14 protein-coding genes are annotated in these 17836 nt (G+C 32.5%); 11 read left to right on the top strand and 3 right to left on the bottom strand.

All coding sequences use genetic code 11. The features are described 5' to 3' along the window. Positions 1-147: 147 nt before the first annotated feature. From NMK29_RS18680 to NMK29_RS18660, 5 genes are all read left to right on the top strand, one after another. Positions 148-2619, top strand: a complete 2472-nt coding sequence (locus NMK29_RS18680; RefSeq protein WP_108803446.1) for a ribonucleoside-diphosphate reductase subunit alpha — start codon at positions 148-150, stop codon at positions 2617-2619. 205 nt (positions 2620-2824) lie between these two features. Beyond that, positions 2825-3325 (top strand): zinc ribbon domain-containing protein, encoded by a 501-nt coding sequence (locus tag NMK29_RS18675; RefSeq protein WP_108803447.1) that lies wholly within the window; start codon positions 2825-2827, stop codon positions 3323-3325. A gap of 10 nt (positions 3326-3335) precedes the next feature. Further along, positions 3336-4082, top strand: coding sequence for a CPBP family intramembrane glutamic endopeptidase (locus NMK29_RS18670; protein ID WP_108803448.1), 747 nt, complete (start codon positions 3336-3338; stop codon positions 4080-4082). A 7-nt stretch (positions 4083-4089) separates the two neighbouring features. After that, a complete protein-coding gene (dgt, locus tag NMK29_RS18665) occupies positions 4090-5433 on the top strand; it encodes a dGTP triphosphohydrolase (protein ID WP_108803449.1) in 1344 nt (447 codons plus the stop codon). 299 nt (positions 5434-5732) lie between these two features. Then, on the top strand, positions 5733-8387 hold the full coding sequence (locus tag NMK29_RS18660; RefSeq protein ID WP_108803450.1) for a T9SS-dependent M36 family metallopeptidase: 2655 nt from the start codon (positions 5733-5735) through the stop codon (positions 8385-8387). Position 8388: 1 nt separating this feature from the next. Here the strand turns inward: NMK29_RS18660 and NMK29_RS18655 are convergent, their stop codons facing one another. Further along, positions 8389-10158, bottom strand: coding sequence for a 1-deoxy-D-xylulose-5-phosphate synthase (locus NMK29_RS18655; RefSeq protein WP_108803451.1), 1770 nt, complete (start codon positions 10156-10158; stop codon positions 8389-8391). Between the two features lie 159 nt (positions 10159-10317). Between NMK29_RS18655 and NMK29_RS18650 the strand changes: the two genes are divergently transcribed. The 5 genes from NMK29_RS18650 to NMK29_RS18630 all read left to right on the top strand — a co-directional run bounded on the left by NMK29_RS18650 (position 10318) and on the right by NMK29_RS18630 (position 15034). Continuing rightward, positions 10318-10767 carry a nucleoside deaminase gene (locus tag NMK29_RS18650; protein ID WP_108803452.1) on the top strand — a complete coding sequence of 150 codons (450 nt, stop codon included), beginning with the start codon at positions 10318-10320 and terminating at the stop codon, positions 10765-10767. Positions 10768-10783: 16 nt separating this feature from the next. Continuing rightward, positions 10784-12703, top strand: a complete 1920-nt coding sequence (locus NMK29_RS18645; RefSeq protein ID WP_108803453.1) for a DUF294 nucleotidyltransferase-like domain-containing protein — start codon at positions 10784-10786, stop codon at positions 12701-12703. Between the two features lie 3 nt (positions 12704-12706). Continuing rightward, positions 12707-13369 (top strand): PolC-type DNA polymerase III, encoded by a 663-nt coding sequence (locus NMK29_RS18640; RefSeq protein WP_108803454.1) that lies wholly within the window; start codon positions 12707-12709, stop codon positions 13367-13369. A 71-nt stretch (positions 13370-13440) separates the two neighbouring features. Then, positions 13441-14226, top strand: coding sequence for a hypothetical protein (locus tag NMK29_RS18635; RefSeq protein ID WP_108803455.1), 786 nt, complete (start codon positions 13441-13443; stop codon positions 14224-14226). 28 nt (positions 14227-14254) lie between these two features. Then, positions 14255-15034 (top strand): hypothetical protein, encoded by a 780-nt coding sequence (locus NMK29_RS18630; RefSeq protein ID WP_108803456.1) that lies wholly within the window; start codon positions 14255-14257, stop codon positions 15032-15034. A gap of 44 nt (positions 15035-15078) precedes the next feature. On the opposite strand, the gene NMK29_RS18625 is transcribed toward NMK29_RS18630, so the two are convergent. Then, positions 15079-15276 (bottom strand): cold-shock protein, encoded by a 198-nt coding sequence (locus NMK29_RS18625; protein WP_027393936.1) that lies wholly within the window; start codon positions 15274-15276, stop codon positions 15079-15081. 83 nt (positions 15277-15359) lie between these two features. Further along, positions 15360-15617, bottom strand: a complete 258-nt coding sequence (locus tag NMK29_RS18620; protein WP_027393935.1) for a hypothetical protein — start codon at positions 15615-15617, stop codon at positions 15360-15362. A gap of 195 nt (positions 15618-15812) precedes the next feature. Here NMK29_RS18620 and NMK29_RS18615 point away from each other — a divergent pair, with 195 nt between their 5' ends. Continuing rightward, positions 15813-17762: an alpha-amylase family glycosyl hydrolase gene (locus NMK29_RS18615; protein WP_108803457.1), complete on the top strand. Its 1950-nt coding sequence runs from the start codon at positions 15813-15815 to the stop codon at positions 17760-17762. Positions 17763-17836 lie beyond the last annotated feature (74 nt).

Genomic DNA, 17836 nt, shown 5'->3' with positions numbered 1-17836 from the left:
TGATTGTCATAATACAGAGGCTTCTTTTTAGTATCTGATTTCGGGGGAGATCATTTATAATTATAGGTTTTCTGTAAATAGAGGAATATAAACACAAATTAATATCATAGTTCTTCGGAAGAAGAATTTTATAAAAACCAAAAACGTATGTATGTAGTAAAAAGAGACGGTCACAAGGAGCCAATTATGTTTGACAAAATTACCGCAAGGGTAAGGAAGTTGTGTTATGGATTAAACGCTCTTGTTGATCCGGTAAAGGTAGCGATGCGAGTGATAGAAGGCTTGTATGATGGGGTAACTACTAGTGAACTGGATAACCTTGCTGCAGAGATTGCTGCAACGATGACAATAGCACATCCAGACTACGCTAAGTTGGCTGCACGTATATCTGTTTCTAATTTACATAAAAATACAAAGAAGACATTTTCTGAAGTTGTTACGGATTTATATGAATATGTAAATCCAAGAACTGAGAAAAAAGCACCACTGATCTCTGATGAGGTATATGAAGTGATCATGGCGAATAAAGAGAAGTTAGACTCTACAATTATCTACAATAGAGATTTTGGTTACGATTATTTTGGTTTTAAAACATTAGAGCGTTCTTACTTATTAAAAATTAATGGTCAGATTGCAGAACGTCCACAACATATGTTAATGAGAGTTTCAATTGGAATTCATCTAAATGATTTAGATGCAGCAATTGAGACCTATGAATTAATGTCTAAAAAATACTTTACACACGCTACACCTACGTTATTTAATTCCGGGACTCCAAAACCACAAATGTCATCTTGTTTCTTATTGGCAACAAAAGATGATAGTATTGATGGAATCTATGATACGTTGAAACAAACAGCGAAGATTTCACAATCTGCTGGAGGAATTGGATTGTCTATACATAATGTTAGAGCTACAGGATCTTATATTGCAGGTACTAATGGGACATCGAATGGTATAGTTCCTATGTTACGTGTATTTAATGATACCGCGCGTTATGTAGACCAAGGTGGAGGAAAGCGTAAAGGTTCTTTTGCTATTTATGTAGAACCATGGCATGCAGATATATTTGATTTCTTAGATCTTAAGAAAAACCATGGTAAAGAAGAAATGCGTGCTCGTGATTTATTCTATGCAATGTGGATTCCGGATCTATTTATGAAACGTGTACAAGAAGATGCAGAATGGACATTAATGTGTCCTAATGAATGTCCAGGATTATTTGATATTCATAGTGATGAATTCGAAAAAGAATATTTACGTTTCGAAGCAGAAGGAAAAGGGCGTAGAACTATAAAAGCTCGTGAGCTTTGGGAGAAAATTCTAGAATCTCAGATTGAAACTGGAACTCCATATATGTTGTATAAAGATGCGGCAAATCGTAAATCTAATCAACAGAATTTGGGAACTATTCGTTCTTCTAACTTGTGTACAGAAATTATGGAGTACACTAGTCCTGATGAGGTAGCAGTATGTAATTTGGCATCTATTGCGTTACCAATGTTTGTGAAAAATGGAGCATTTGATCACGAAGAGCTTTTTAGAATTACAAAACGAGTAACAAAAAACTTAAATAAAGTAATAGATCGTAATTATTATCCTGTAAAAGAAGCTGAGAATTCTAATATGCGTCATCGTCCTATTGGATTAGGTGTACAAGGACTTGCTGATGCTTTTATTCAGTTACGTATGCCTTTTACTAGTGACGAGGCAAAGAAATTGAATCAAGAAATTTTTGAAACTTTATATTTTGCTGCAGTAACAGCCTCTATGGAAGAAGCTACTGCTGATGGTCCGTACCAATCTTATGAAGGATCACCAATATCTAAAGGAGAATTCCAACATAATTTATGGGGAATTAAAGATGAAGAATTAAGTGGACGTTGGGATTGGGCTAGTCTTAGAAAAGAAGTGCTGGAGAATGGAGTTCGTAACTCATTATTAGTTGCTCCAATGCCAACAGCATCAACTTCTCAGATTTTAGGAAATAACGAAGCGTTTGAGCCTTACACAAGTAATATCTATACAAGACGTGTGTTATCTGGTGAATTTATTGTAGTAAATAAACATTTATTAGAAGATTTAGTAAAATTAAATTTATGGAGCGATGATCTTAAGGATGCTATTATGCGTGCCAATGGATCTATCCAGAATATAGATATCATTCCTCAAGACCTTAAAGAATTGTATAAAACAGTTTGGGAGTTAAGTATGAAGGATATTATAGATATGTCTCGTCATAGAGGATATTTTATTGATCAATCGCAGTCACTAAACTTATTTATGGAAGGTGCTACGATGGCAAAACTTACTTCAATGCATTTCTATGCTTGGAAGAGTGGATTAAAAACAGGTATGTATTACCTGAGAACAAAATCTGCAGTAGATGCAATTAAGTTTACGCTTAAGACTGAAAAGAAAGAACAACCGCAAGCGGAGCAAGTAGCAGTGGCAGCGGCTCAGGTAATGGAAGCGCAATCAGCTTCTAAAACAGAAGAGCAGCCAGAAGCTGTACAGGTTTCTGCAGAAGGTACTTCTTTAACTCCAGAAGAATTGAAAGCGTTAATAGCGCAATCAAAAGAAGCTGAAGGAGATGATTGTTTAATGTGTGGGTCTTAATTAAGACCATTTAAATAGGGCAAAAGGGAAGTTTTCTGTATAGAAGCTTCCCTTTTTTGTTTAATTGTAATTTTTATTTCTAAAATAGCGCAGTAACAAATCCATTGATAATGACACTTACGTAAGAGAAGAGCTTCTTTAATTTATATATAAAATTAAAAAGTATCTTGTAATTAATACCCTTAGATTTATATAACTTACGATTATGGAAGAAATAGCTATCCAACAACCATTATTATGTTCACAATGTAATACCGAAATCAATTTAGAATCTAAATTTTGCACAGAATGTGGTTTTCCAGAAAATGGTGATGAAAAAGAAAAAGCTGTTTATCATGCTAGAAAGGCAATGAAGAAAAATCAAATAATAGATGATCACAAAAGGATTAATTCGGCTAGAAAAACATTGTACTGGATGGCTGGAATTAGCTTTGTTGTTGGTTTGATTTATTTTTTTAGAACTCAAGATACAGGAGAGTTAATAGCACAAATGGTAATAGCAGCTATATATTTGATGCTCGCATATTGGTCACAAAAGAAACCTTTTGCTGCAATTTTATCGGGATTATTACTTTATCTAACCATTTTGGCAATCATAACTATTGCAGAACCTACTACAATTTTTAAAGGTATTATATTCAAAATTGTTATAATCGCTTTTTTAGCAAAGGGGGTATATTCGGCTTCTCAATACTCCAAGAAGTAAGTTAAATAATATGATTTGTAAAACGTGTAATACATCTTTGGATAATGCGAGGAACTTTTGTCCAAATTGTGGAGTTTCAATAAAAAAAATAGCACAAAATGAAAAAAGCCAGCATCTTAATTTAGTAATTGCTTTTTATATAGTGATGCTTCTTTTTCTTGTGATTAATTATTTTGTTTATCAAGATGATAGTTCTTTAGTTCAAGAGATTGCAATCGAAAGTATTTTTGCACTATTAATGATTGGTTTTACTTTTTTCGATTTTAAGAATATTATAAAATTATATAGGTTTCCCAAAATTCAACCCTTAGCTTTTTTAGGATATTTGTTAGTGCCTATTGCCAGTGGTTTTGTGGTGTATTATGCAGTAGAATTTATTAACGTTCAGTTATCTGATGAATCATATAACTACTATTTAGGGTGTATTGATTATCCTAATCCTATGTTTTGGGCGATTCTTTTTGTTGCGATCTTTCCACCAGTTTTTGAAGAGTTAGGGTTTAGAGGCTTTTTGTACAATCAATTAAATCAAATAACCAGTACCAAAGTTACTATAATTCTTACATCCTTTATTTTCGCGTTGATTCATTTTTCTATAATATCATTATTATGGATTTTTCCATTCGGGCTTTTGTTAGGTTATTTAAGATATAAATACAATACTTTATGGATAGGGATGATAATTCATTTCATACATAACTTCATAGTGTTATATTTGGACTATTATTATTACAATAGCACATTGTTAGAATTCTGATTGTATGATGAACTGGGAACAGCTCCTATCCTTAAAAAGACAGGGAGATACGAATAAAAGATTACGTAAAGAACAAGACGAAACTCGATTAGGTTTTGAGGTGGATTATGATAGAATTATATTTTCTTCTGCGTTTAGAAGTTTACAGGATAAAACACAAGTAATTCCCTTATCCAAAACAAGTTTTGTACATACTCGATTAACACATAGTTTAGAGGTTTCTGTTGTAGGACGTTCTTTAGGTAGAGTAGTAGGGAAAAAGATTTTAGAAAAACATCCGCATCTTTCTACCATTCACGGATATCAATTTAATGATTTTGGAGCTATTGTGGCGGCTGCTTCTCTATCTCATGATATCGGGAATCCTCCGTTTGGACATTCTGGAGAAAAAGCAATAGGAGAATATTTTGCTACCGGAAAAGGTAAAATGTATAAAGAATATTTGACTCCAAAACAATATCAAGATCTTATAGATTTTGAAGGAAATGCAAATGGTTTTAAGATTTTAACAGAATCTAGACAAGGTATAGAAGGAGGTTTACGACTATCCTATGCTACGTTAGGCGCCTTTATGAAATATCCTAAAGAGTCTTTACCTAAAAAACCAACCTCGCATATTGCACATAAGAAATTTGGCTATTTTCAAAACGAAACAATCTTTTTTAAAGAAGTAGCAGAAGAAATGGGGTTATTTTCTCAAAAAATAGGAGATGAAATCACCTATAGCCGTCATCCATTAACTTTTTTAGTAGAAGCAGCTGATGATATTTGTTATACCATTATTGATTTTGAAGATGGTATTAATTTAGGATTGATACAAGAAGAGTATGCGTTAGAATATCTTATCAAGTTAGTAAAGGATACAATCAATACATCAAAATATAATAGTCTTACGACTACAGCTGATCGCTTAAGTTATTTAAGAGCATTAGCAATTAACACCTTGATCCAAGAAGCGGCTACTATTTTTCTAGAAAATGAAGAAGAAATATTAAAAGGAGATTTTGATGAGGCACTTATTGATAAAAGTAAATATCAGGCTCAAATCGATGATATTATAAAGATTAGTATCGATAAGATATATCAAAGTCAGGAAGTAGTAGAGAAAGAAATTGCAGGATACGAGATTCTTGCTACTCTTTTAGATAGATATTGTGTGGCAACAGATCATTTTATGAATCAAAAAGCTTCTAATTATGATAAATTAATTCTAAAAGCTGAAGGAAATAATTTCGACTATACCAATGATGACCTATATACTAGATTAATTAGTATAAGTAATTATGTAGCAAGTCTAACTGATGGGAATGCACTATTAAAATTTCAGAAGATTAAAGGGTTGCAAGTTTAGAATAAACCTACTTTATGTTCAATTAATATTTCATTTTATTAAGTAGCGCATAAATTAATAAAAAATGTTGCGACGAAATTTTAAAACTTATTAAAGAGTAATAATTTGTACGGATTAGCTTGTAGATTTATTAATATCAGGAACTATCTCGAGAGGCTCCAAGATAGAAGTTACTTGTTGAAATTTTAAAAGGTCAAAGAGCTATAAATTTGACTTTTAACATTTAGAATTTGTTTTTTCCTTACTTTTAGGCAGCATAATGAATTAAAAATATAATTCTATTTCAAATAATTATAAGGATGAAGAGATTCTACTATAGTATTTTATTTTCTGTATTATTTTTCAGTTCGTTTACAATTTACGGACAATCATCGAATCTTCAGCTTATTAAAGATTATTTGATAGAAGAAGGTATGTCTTCAGAAGATGTTTCTGAACTTCGGATTCAGAGAGAATCGTTTTCTAAAAGCTTAAAGGCTACGAATGTTTATGTTATTCAGGAATACAAGGAAATTCCGATTTATAATGCCATTGGAAGTTTTGTTATTAAAAATGGAAAAGTACATGTGTTCAATGGGAAGTTATATAATAATCTTTCTAAAAAGATAAACACAATAACTCCCAGTATTTTGCCACCTGATGCGGTACGACAAGTTGCTTCTAATATAGGAATTAACACTTCAATTAACCTAAAAAGTATTAATAATAAGAAAGGTAGTTTTGTTTATAAAGATGAAAATATTTCTCAAGAGGAAATACCTGTTCGGTCTATGTATGTTTTTAAAAATGATGAATTAATACTCTCTTGGGATGTGAGTATATTTATGATCAGCGGAGAACATTGGTATAGCATTAGAGTAGATGCTACCACGGGAGAGGTGTTGGATAAAACAGACTGGATAACAGAATGTTCTTTTGAACATAATGAAAATTATAATAGACATAGAAGTCATGTTTCTGAGAATATTTTTGGGCTAAAGCAAGAATATAATCTTTTGATGGAAGGAAGTTATAATGTATATCCTATACCTGCTATAGAGAGTCCAAATCATGGAAATAGAGTCCTTGTTACAAATCCTGCAGAAGCTACAGCGTCCCCTTTTGGTTGGCACGATACTAATGGAGTAGATGGAGCTGAGTTTACAACAACAAGAGGAAATAATGTAATAGCCTCAGAAGATGTAAATGCTAATAACGGTATTGGAAATCTTGCAGAGGGTGGTGCAAACTTGATATTTGATTTTCCTTTTGATGAAGATGCGTTAGTTGAAAATTTTGAAGAAGCATCAATTACAAATCTTTTTTACGCTAATAATGTTGCACACGATGTTTGGTATCAATATGGTTTTGACGAAACAGCAGGAAATTTTCAGTTTAATAATTATGGAAAAGGAGGATCTGGCAGTGATGAGGTGTTTGCAGATGCCCAAGATGGATCTGGATTTAATAATGCAAATTTTGGAACACCACCAGATGGTTTAAATCCAAGAATGCAAATGTTTTTATGGAACCCAACACCTGATCCAGCGGTAAACACTTTCGTGGTTAACGGAGGGACGTTATCAGGGTCTTATGTTACCGTCGATAATTCGTTTAATCCGGGTCATGTTGATGCGCCTGAGTTTCCTAGCGGAGTTACAGCGAATTTAGTACTTGCTATTGACGATGATTCGTCTGTAGATGCTAATGATATTTGTTCTGATATTATAAACGCATCTTCACTTAACGGAAGGATTGCGGTTGTACGAAGAGGAAGTTGCAATTTTGATGATAAAGTGGCTAGATGTCAAGTAGCAGGAGCTGTTGCGGTTTTAGTTGTAAATAATGTAGGAGGAGACCCAATAGCTATGGGAGGAGATGATGGTAGCATTACTATTCCTGCAGTTATGATCGGAAGAGATGATGGAGAAGCTTTGATTACAGAAATGGCTTCTAATACAATAAATGTTACACTTTCTGATGTTGGAAGAAACTTTTTTGCAGAGGATAGTAGTTTTGATAATGGTATTGTTGTTCACGAATACGGACACGGTATTTCTAACCGTTTAACAGGTGGAGCTAATAACTCTGGTTGTTTAACTTCCTGTGTTCAATTTGATCCAGATGGAAACTGTACACAAGCTACGGAACAGATGGGTGAAGGATGGTCAGATTGGTTTGCATTGATGATGACTATCGAATCTGGAGATGCAGCAGAAGATAGTAGAGGAATAGGAACCTATGCTGTGGGTCAACCAACTACTGGAGGAGGTATTAGGCCTTTTCCTTATAGTACAAATATGACGATTAATCCAGTAACGTATGAGGATACAAATGATGTAAATAATTTTTCGGCACCCCACGGAGTTGGATCTATTTGGGCATCCATGATTTGGGATCTTACGTGGGCATTGATCGAGAGAGATGGGTTTGATCCAGATTTATATAATGGTACAGGTGGAAATAATCTGGCGATGCAGTTGATTGTAGATGGATTAAAACTTCAATCCTGTAATCCTGGTTTTGTCGATGGTCGAGATGCTATTCTTATGGCAGATGAAATGGCAAATTCTGGAGCCAATGTATGTTTAATCTGGGAAGTTTTTGCAAGAAGAGGTTTAGGTTGGAGTGCTACTCAAGGTGATTCGCTTAGTAGAACTGATCAAATTGAAGCATTCGATATTCCACCTTCTTCAGAAGTTTCTTGTTTTCTTAGTGTAGAAGATTTTGACGAAAATATTTTCAGAATCACGCCAAACCCGTCAAGTGGCAATTTTGTTATTAATGTATCCAAGGGTTATGGAGAGAGTAATGTAAGGATTTTTGATATTGATGGAAGAGTGGTTTTTGAGCAAGATATTCTTCTTAATAATTCCTACAGTATTAACGCACCAAATTTAGGTACAGGAATTTATATATTACAAATAGTAACTGGTGAAGGAGATAGATTCGCTACTAAGATCGTAATACAATAGTTTAATTCAGATTGATAATAGTCTCTCTTATTTTTTCTACAGAAATACCACAAATTTCTTGTAATTCTTCTGTAGTTCCTTGATGTATAAAGTGATCCGGTACTCCAAGGGTGATTACCCTATTTTGAAAATTATGATGATTCGCAAAATCTATAATAGTACTTCCAAAACCTCCTTTGATAACACCATCTTCTGCCGTTATAACAGTAGTATGTTTTTGTAGTATTTCTTTTAATAATTCAGAATCTAAAGGTTTTATAAAGCAAAAATGGTAGTGACTTATTGTTTTGTCGATGTGTTTTAACGCATCTATAATGTTATTCGCTATTGTTCCTGTCGATATGATAGCTATTTTCGAAATTTCATTTCTTAAACACTTTCCTTTTCCTATTGAAATTTCTGTCATAGGAACTTTCCAATCTATTATTTTTCCTCTACCTCTAGGATATCTAATTGCTATTGGATTTTTTAATCCTAATGTACTCGTATAAATAAGGTTTCTTAACTCAATTTCATTCGCCGGTGCTGCTATAATCATATTAGGAATACAGTTCAGATATGCAATATCAAAAACACCGTGGTGTGTTGCACCATCTGCTCCAACTAACCCAGCGCGATCAATACAGAAAATTACAGGTAGATTCTGTAGTGCTACATCATGGATTAATTGATCATAAGCACGCTGTAAAAATGTAGAATAGATGGTACAGAAAGGTATTAATCCTTGAGTTGCCATTCCAGCAGCTAACGTGATTGCATGTTGTTCGGCAATACCAACATCAAATGCTCTATCTGGCATTTCTTGCATCATATATTTTAAAGAACTACCGGTTGGCATTGCGGGTGTTATCCCAATAATCTTTTCGTTTTTTCTAGCCAGTTCTAGAATAGTATACCCAAATACATCTTGAAATTTAGGAGGTTGTTGAATATCTTTTTTAGGAATTAATTCTCCCGTATGCGCATCAAATTTTCCGGGTGCATGATAAGTAACCTGGTTTTCTTCTGCTTGTTTAAGCCCTTTTCCCTTAGTAGTTATAATGTGTAAGAGTTTTGGACCTTTTATAGTCTTTAATTTTTCGAGTGTTTTTAATAAAGTTGGTAAATCATGTCCATCTATTGGGCCAAAGTATTTAAAATTCAAGGCTTCGATAATATTATCGGTTTTAGGTTTGTAACCAACTCTAGCTTTGGTTAAGTATTCTTTCAAAGCTCCTACACTTGGATCAATTCCAATTGAATTATCGTTTAAAATAATTAGCATATTGGCATCTGTTACTCCAGCATGATTTAACCCTTCAAAAGCCATTCCACTGGCGATAGAAGCATCTCCAATTACCGCAATATGTTGTTTGACACTATTGCCTTTCAGTTTTGAGGCAATAGCCATTCCCAAAGTAGCAGAAATAGAAGTAGAAGAATGTCCAACACCAAAAGTATCATATTCACTTTCACTTCGTTTAGGAAATCCACTAATACCGTTTAATTGTCGATTGGTATGAAATAAACTTTTCCTTCCTGTAAGTATCTTATGAGGATATGCTTGATGTCCAACATCCCAGACTAATAAATCATTTGGAGTATCAAAAATGTAATGTAAAGCAATCGTAAGTTCTATAACACCTAAACTAGCGCCTAAATGCCCTTCTTTACTGGCTACAATGTTAATCACAAAGTTTCGTAACTCTTTCGCTAAATCTGGTAATTGATTAGTTGATAGTTTACGAAGATCTTCTGGATAATTAATATGTGAAAGTAGTGTGTCTTTCATTCAGTAAAAGTACTATTTTGAAATGAGCTGTAACAGTCTCCAATCGGTAATTCTAATGAGATCCCGTAAAATTAATTAAGACAGTTTCTTATAAAGCTGAATACATTGAAAATAAGAAGGATTATATTTATTAGTTTTACTTTAAATTAAAATAAGTTTATGTTTGATCCATACGACGACTCACATTTTATGAGAAAGGCACTTCAGGAAGCCGAAGTAGCCTATGAAAAAGGAGAAATACCTATAGGAGCTGTGATAGTAGTTTCTGATAGAATTATTGCTAGAGCACATAACTTAACGGAGCTATTGAATGATGTAACCGCTCATGCTGAAATGCAAGCTATTACCGCTGCTGCGAATTTTTTAGGTGGAAAGTATTTAAAAGAATGCACATTGTATGTGACAATAGAACCTTGTCAAATGTGTGCTGGTGCCTTGTTTTGGAGTCAGATAGGTAAAATAGTGTATGGAGCAAGGGATGAACAACGAGGGTGTATAAACATGGGGACAAAATTACATCCTAAAACAAAAATGACAGGAGGTGTATTAGAAGAAGAATGTAGTGAAATACTTAAACGCTTTTTTATTGAAAAACGTAATTTAAATTGATACGAATAATATCTTCATGAAAAATACAATTGCAGAACGAATTCAGGATTTTTTGAAACAGTTTCCACCTTTCAGTATGTTAAGAAAGGAAGAATTATTGATGATTTCTGGTCAGATTAGAGTATTGTATTTAGAAAAGGGAGAATATATATTTAATCAAGATGAAAAGTGCCACGATGAATTTTATATAGTAAGAGAGGGAGCAATTGGATTATATAGAAATGTTGGAAATGAAAATGATTTAGTTGATATATGTGACACTGGAGACCTTTTTGGGCTTCGCATTATGATCATTAAAAAGAATTACAGAATGGCTTCTTTAGCGAATGAAGAGTCTATAGTATATGCAATTCCATCATCAGTTTTTAAACTTTTCATTGATCGGAATAATGATGTAAATACGTTTTTGCTAGAAACATTTGCAACCCACGCAAGAAACTATTATACGGAGACAGAAAAGGGAAAAAGAATAGATAATACGATATCCATTGATACTGCAAATGACCTTTCTACTTTGCGAACGATTTCTTATCGCAAAAAACCTTTGACCTGTAATTCATCTACTATTGTAAAGGATATTGCTTTGGAAATGAACAAACGTAAAGTGGATGCAGTAGTCGTGACGGATGAAAATAAATACCCTATAGGTATCGTAACTGATAGTGATCTTAGAGCAAAAGTAGCTACTGGTTTGTTCCCGGCTACGGCAATGGTTACAGAGATCATGAATACTCCAGTTAAAACATATGCTAAAAAATTGACTGTAGCCGAAGCACAAATTGCGTTAATCAAAAATAATATCAGTCATCTTTGTATCACAAAGGATGGAACTCGAAGTTCAAAACTAGTTGGCGTTTTTTCTGATCACGATTTATTAGTGTCTTTTGGGAATAATCCTTCGGTATTGATTAAGGAGATTAAGAGAGCTAAAAAGATACAACGACTTAGATATATTAGAAAGCAATTAGAAAGATTATTAAAAACGTATTTAGAGCAAGACATTCCAACGCTACATATCTTAAATCTTATTTCAGAAGTTAACGATGCATTGGTAATTCGAGCAATCGAATTGTCATTAAAAGAAATGCCAGAAAAACCACCTGTAAAGTTTAGTTTTTTAGTTTTAGGTAGTCAAGGAAGAAGAGAACAGTTGTTGTTAACTGATCAAGATAATGCCATTGTATTTGAAGATGTCAACGAAGAGATATATGAATCTACACAAGGCTACTTTTTAGAATTATCTCGAATAATTACTAAAAGTTTACACACAATTGGTTTTGAATATTGCCCAGCAGAAATGATGGCAAGCAACCCAAGATGGTGTATGTCTGCTATGGAATGGGAGATGCAGTTTAGAGATTGGATGACAACTCCAACGGAACAAAGTACTTTATTGTCCTCAATATTCTTTGATTTTCAGTTGGTATATGGAGATTCTAATATGGTAAATCGGCTATCTGATGTGGTTTTTGATGGAGTTAATAAAAGTAAAAGGTTTTTAGGATTGTTGGGAGTTAGTGCATTACAAAAACCATCGCCTTTAGGTTTTTTTAAGCAGTTTTTGGTTGAACAAAATGGAGAACATAAAGATACTTTTGATATCAAAACAAGAGCTATGATGGTATTGATTGATGGAGCAAGAATTTTATCACTATATCATAATTTAAAAGGAGTTAATAATACATTACTTCGATATGAAAAATTAGCAACACTAGAGCCAAATAATAAGGAACTTTTCGAGAGTTGTGCAAAAGCCTTTAGAGTGTTACTGAAGTTTAGAACTCGTCAAGGGTTAATTCATAAAGACTCTGGGAGATTTATTAAATTAAATACATTGAGTAAAAGTGATAAACTAAAGCTTAAAAGATGTTTTAAGCCCATACGAGATATTCAAGAGGTATTAAGAGTACGTTTTCAGCTAAAAACATTAATGTAGTAGATGAGTTTATGGTCTCTAAATAGAAACAAAGAGCTTCCAGATTTCTGGAATAATTATCTTTCACTTTTTGAAAATCGGTTTCAGAAAAAAACTATTAATGAGGTTAGGTTTGTAGCATTTGATACAGAAACTACTGGTTTTGATTATAAAGATGATAGAATTTTATCTATCGGATGTGTTGCTATTAATAACACCGCAATTGATGTCGCCGATCAATTAGAGGTGTATTTGCAACAAGAGATTTTTAATTCTGATACTGTAGAGATTCACGGGATTCGAAAGAATAATAATTTTGATACTATATTAGAATATAAAGCAATTGAGCAATTTATAAAATATATAGGAAACGCTATATTAATTGCACATCACGCTGATTTTGATAGAAAAATGATAAATAGTACTTTAAAGCGGCACGGATTAGGAACATTAAAGAATAGGTTTTTGGATACTGGAGTACTTTTCCGAAAAACTAAACATATTGTATATCATACCCAAAGAAAGCATCTTCATTATAGTTTAGATGAATTATGTGACGATCTTAAAATCTCCAAAAGTGATAGACATACAGCGTCAGGGGATGCTTTTATTACAGCACTAGCTTTTCTTAAAACTATAGCAAGATTAAAAATTCATAAAACGGATAAGCTGTCTAATCTGTTTTAATATTATAGCGTTTAAACAATACTTGCAACTGTTTTTATAGATACCAGTCTCTTCTATAAGAATCAATCAAAATGAGAAAAGAATTATACCTTATTACTTCTTTGGTGAGCTTTATTGGCTTTTCTCAAGATGATACAATTTTAAGAGGTAAAATAATTATAGATACTATTCATCAGAAGTCGGTAAATATTATCAATATTACCCAATCAGTTGGAACAATAAATGATAAAGTTGGTTTTTTTGAAATAAAAGCTAAAAAAGGAGATACTATTGTTTTTTCATCTGTACAACATTATCAGAAATCACATATAGTTACTAAACAAGATCTAAAAAAAGCGAATCTAGCGATACAATTAGAGATTAAAGTAAATGAATTAGATGAGGTTACTATTTCTCAATACAATCTTACAGGAGAAGCCAAAGAGGATATAAAGAAAATTGAAACAATTGAGGATAAATTACCAATGTTTAATGCAAAACTATTGGATACTACTCCTTTTGTACATGAAAAAGGTGCTGCAACTATTAGAAATACAACTATTGATCATAGAAAAAATGCTACCGCTTTTAATTTTATAGCTACAGGTAGGATGATTGCTAGTCTTTTTAAGAAAAAGAGGCCTAAAAAATCTAAACAAATACGTATTCCTGAGATTTCTGATTTTTATAATGGAGCTTTTTTAATTGAGGAATTAAAAATACCTGAAGTTGAAGTGTATAATTTTATAGATCATCTAAATCAAAAAGTAGAAACAAAAGCGGTACTAAAAACAAGAGATGAGTTAAGGATATTAGAGTACCTAATTAATCAAAGTAAAGATTTTAATACTAAAAATCTACGAAAAGAGAAAAACTGAAAATGTATTACACTATTTGAAGAAACAAATGCAAAAAAATATTTTCCACCTCTTTTTTTTTATCTCTTTATTAAGTTTTGGCCAGAACAATTTGTGGTTAGAAGGAAGAATTGTTGTAAAAACATTAGAATTAGAAGCAGTTAATATTGTCAATCTTACCAAAGAGATAGGTACGATAAGTAATTCATTAGGATATTTTAAAATAAAGGCAGAACCGGGAGATCAAGTTGTGTTTTCATCAATACAATTTCAATTAAAAAAGCTTGTAATGACTAAAGAAGATTTGCAATCGGATGATTTTACGGTTTTCTTAGAACCAGAGGTTAATGAATTAGATGAAGTAAGAATATCAGAGTATATTTTATCTGGGGATATACAAAAGGACATCCAAGAAATACCAACGTATGAGGATAGATTACCATTATGGAATGCAGCTCAGATCAAGGAAATGAGGATTATCTGGCAAGATGATGCCCAATCACCAGTAAAAAATATCGCTTTAGGACAAGGAAGTAGTCAAGCTTCAGTGTCAATTGATATAGGAATATTAATTAATTTAATATCAGGAGCCTTTAAAAATAAATCGAAACATATTGAATCTAAAACCCAAATAACAGATTTTTATAAAGAAGAGTTTTTTATAAAAGAATTGGAAATACCTGAAACAGAATTTTATAATTTTTTAGATTTTTTAAATGAAGAGAAAAATTTAAAAACTGTTCTTAAAACAAATGATGATTTAAAAATTTTAGAATTTTTAATAAAACAAGTAAAGATATTTAAGGAAAAGTATACTATAAAGGAATAAAAAAGGCGCTATGATAGCGCCTATGAAACTTAGAGGTTTTTATCTTAACCGTGAATTACGCGAACTTGAGCTGCAATAATTCCTTTTCTTCCTTCTTCTTCTTCATACTCTACTTTGTCACCTTCGTTAAGTGCTTCACCATTTAATCCAGAAGCGTGTACAAAGATGTCTTTTCCTGTTTCATCGTTGGTAATGAACCCGTAACCTTTAGATTCATTGAAAAATTTTACTGTTCCTTCCATTGTAATAAGATAATATTATGAAACATAAAGGTAACTTTTAATACAAAAATATTTGTTATTAAAATGTAAATATTTGCATAATTTTAGTTTTTGTCAGTTTTTTCCTCTTTACCATGATCTCTCATTTTTTGAAGATTTTCTTCGGTCAACATATAATCTTTAACCTTTTTATCTTTCCATCTGTGATATATGAATAAAGGCATTAAAATAAAGGAAGCGCCTAAGATTCCGAGACCAACCCATTTGTCTCCTGTAAGATGATCTCCAGAGTTTTTATGATAATAACCAATAGCGACTAGAGCGACTACTGCAATGAATAATATTCTAATAACATATTTCATCTAAGAGTTATTTTTTTAGTGATTTAAGTACAATTTATTAACAATCAAAGGTTTTCGTAAAAAAATCATCTAATAGTTTTATAAAACATACGTTTTCTAAGATCTAAGGTTTAAATGCGCTCTAAAAGCTTTTAAACCTTAACAAATTAAACTTATACGTATATCAAACACAAACAAAACTTAAAAAATCACACAATGAAAAAGAGTTTACTAATTGCAGTAACTATAATGCTGTATTTCTACAGCGCTAGTTATGCACAATCAGAAAGGGATTTACCATTTGTATGGGAAAACGCAACAGTATATTTTGTTCTTACGGATCGTTTTGAAAATGGGGATCCTTCTAATGATATTTCTTATAATCGACCACAAGATGGACCGCCACTAAGAAATTACGAAGGAGGAGACTTATTAGGCTTAATTAATAAAATAGAAGAAGGATATTTTGATGACCTTGGCGTAAACGCTCTATGGATTACACCGCCAATTGAAAATATTTATGGATCTGTTCCAGGAGCCGGATACGGTTTTCATGGATATTGGGCAAAAGACTGGACCAATATAGATGCAAACTTAGGAACCAACGCTCTTTTTGGAACTTTTGTAGATACTGCGCACGAGCATGGAATTAGAGTGTTGTTAGATGTTGTATTGAATCATGTTGGCCCTGACACAAGTACAGATCAAAATCAATCATGGCCGGACGAATGGGTGCGAAGAGATCCTGATTGTAATTTTCAAGGCCCTAATGGTACAATACCTTGTGAGCTAGTCGATAACTTACCAGACATTAGAACTGATTCTAATGATAATGTAAGCTTGCCAAATTGGTTATTGGAGAAATGGAATCAAGAAGGGAGAAGAGAACGAGAAGAAAATGAACTGAATGATTTTTTTAATAGAACAGGTAAGTCTAGATCTCCAAGAAGTTATATTATTAAATGGCTCACTGACTATGTTAGAAAATATGGAGTAGATGGTTTTAGAGTAGATACTGTAAAACACGTAGAAGAAGCTGTATGGAAAGAGTTGGAGGCAGAAGGTATCATTGCCTTAAGAGAATGGAAAACTAACAACTCTAGCAAAAAGTTAGACGATCTTGATTTTTGGATGACTGGGGAAGTCTTTAATTATAATGCTCCCACAATGGGAAGAAACTTTACAGGAGATGGTTTTAATGTAGATTATTATAACAATGGGTTTGCAAACTTAATTAACTTTGAGTTTAGGTTTAATGCGGATGAAGGTTTGGAAAGTATTTTTAGTAGATATGATAATTTATTACAAAATCAATTAGGAGAAGGAAAAAGTGCAATGAATTTTTTAACCAATCATGATACTGAAGAAGTGTTTGATAGGAATAGACAAAAGACTTTTGAAGCTGGTACCAAATTATTATTAACACCAGGGCCGGCACAGATATATTATGGAGATGAAACTTCTAGAACACTTACTCCAGGTGGTGGTGCTACAGGAGATGCTACATTACGCTCTAATATGAATTTTGATGAACTTACTAATCCGAATTCTGTTGCTTCGCTAACATTAACACATTATCAGAAAATAGGTAAGTTTAGAAGAGAACATATTTCTGTAGGAGCAGGAAAACATACAAAACTACAAGACACTCCTTATACTTTTAAGAGAGAATATGATAAAAATGGCTTTCAAGATAAAGCTCTTGTCTACACGGGTAATGATAATGACTTTACTGGAGTTTTGGATGTATTTGGTATGTGGGAAGACGGAACAGAATTACAAGATTACTTTTCTGGATCGTTAGGAACAGTTACTAATGGCACCGTTAGTTTTGGAACAAGTTTTGGATTAGTATTAATTGGCGAACCTATTTCTCAAACTTTAGGAGTAGATACGATTGATTTACCAAATCTAGCTTTTGCAAAAGTTTGGCCAAATCCTTTTACAAACTCTGTAAAAATTTCTTTTCCAATGACTAATGTAAGATTAAAAGATGTGCAAGTAGAAATATATAATATTCTAGGAAAAAAGGTAATGAGTAATGATGGAGTAGAGGTTCGAGAGAATATTATTAGTATAGAAACACCTAACCTGGTTCAAGGAATGTATTTGATAAAAATAATTTTGGATGGACGAAATGAAATTGTTCAATTAATCAAAAAATAACATCTCTTTTTTTGATGTTTAAATCCCACTAAGATAAATTCTTAGTGGGATTTATTTTATTATCTAAATTCTTT

This window comes from Aquimarina sp. Aq107 (assembly GCF_943733665.1).
Classification (GTDB): Bacteria; Bacteroidota; Bacteroidia; order Flavobacteriales; family Flavobacteriaceae; genus Aquimarina.
The sequence above is the reverse complement of the archived record's forward strand: the minus strand, read 5'-3'. Positions and strand labels throughout refer to the sequence as shown.

What these genes read in the sequence shown, in the direction of transcription:
- NMK29_RS18675 (WP_108803447.1), top strand. Translation starts at nt 2,825, where the DNA reads ATGGAAGAAATAGCTATCCAACAACCATTATTATGTTCACAATGTAAT.
- NMK29_RS18625 (WP_027393936.1), bottom strand. Translation starts at nt 15,276, where the DNA reads ATGGAAGGAACAGTAAAATTTTTCAATGAATCTAAAGGTTACGGGTTC.
- NMK29_RS18615 (WP_108803457.1), top strand. Translation starts at nt 15,813, where the DNA reads ATGAAAAAGAGTTTACTAATTGCAGTAACTATAATGCTGTATTTCTAC.
- NMK29_RS18680 (WP_108803446.1), top strand. Translation starts at nt 148, where the DNA reads ATGTATGTAGTAAAAAGAGACGGTCACAAGGAGCCAATTATGTTTGAC.
- NMK29_RS18635 (WP_108803455.1), top strand. Translation starts at nt 13,441, where the DNA reads ATGAGAAAAGAATTATACCTTATTACTTCTTTGGTGAGCTTTATTGGC.
- NMK29_RS18620 (WP_027393935.1), bottom strand. Translation starts at nt 15,617, where the DNA reads ATGAAATATGTTATTAGAATATTATTCATTGCAGTAGTCGCTCTAGTC.
- NMK29_RS18655 (WP_108803451.1), bottom strand. Translation starts at nt 10,158, where the DNA reads ATGAAAGACACACTACTTTCACATATTAATTATCCAGAAGATCTTCGT.
- dgt (WP_108803449.1), top strand. Translation starts at nt 4,090, where the DNA reads ATGAACTGGGAACAGCTCCTATCCTTAAAAAGACAGGGAGATACGAAT.
- NMK29_RS18650 (WP_108803452.1), top strand. Translation starts at nt 10,318, where the DNA reads ATGTTTGATCCATACGACGACTCACATTTTATGAGAAAGGCACTTCAG.
- NMK29_RS18660 (WP_108803450.1), top strand. Translation starts at nt 5,733, where the DNA reads ATGAAGAGATTCTACTATAGTATTTTATTTTCTGTATTATTTTTCAGT.
- NMK29_RS18640 (WP_108803454.1), top strand. Translation starts at nt 12,707, where the DNA reads ATGAGTTTATGGTCTCTAAATAGAAACAAAGAGCTTCCAGATTTCTGG.
- NMK29_RS18645 (WP_108803453.1), top strand. Translation starts at nt 10,784, where the DNA reads ATGAAAAATACAATTGCAGAACGAATTCAGGATTTTTTGAAACAGTTT.
- NMK29_RS18630 (WP_108803456.1), top strand. Translation starts at nt 14,255, where the DNA reads ATGCAAAAAAATATTTTCCACCTCTTTTTTTTTATCTCTTTATTAAGT.
- NMK29_RS18670 (WP_108803448.1), top strand. Translation starts at nt 3,336, where the DNA reads ATGATTTGTAAAACGTGTAATACATCTTTGGATAATGCGAGGAACTTT.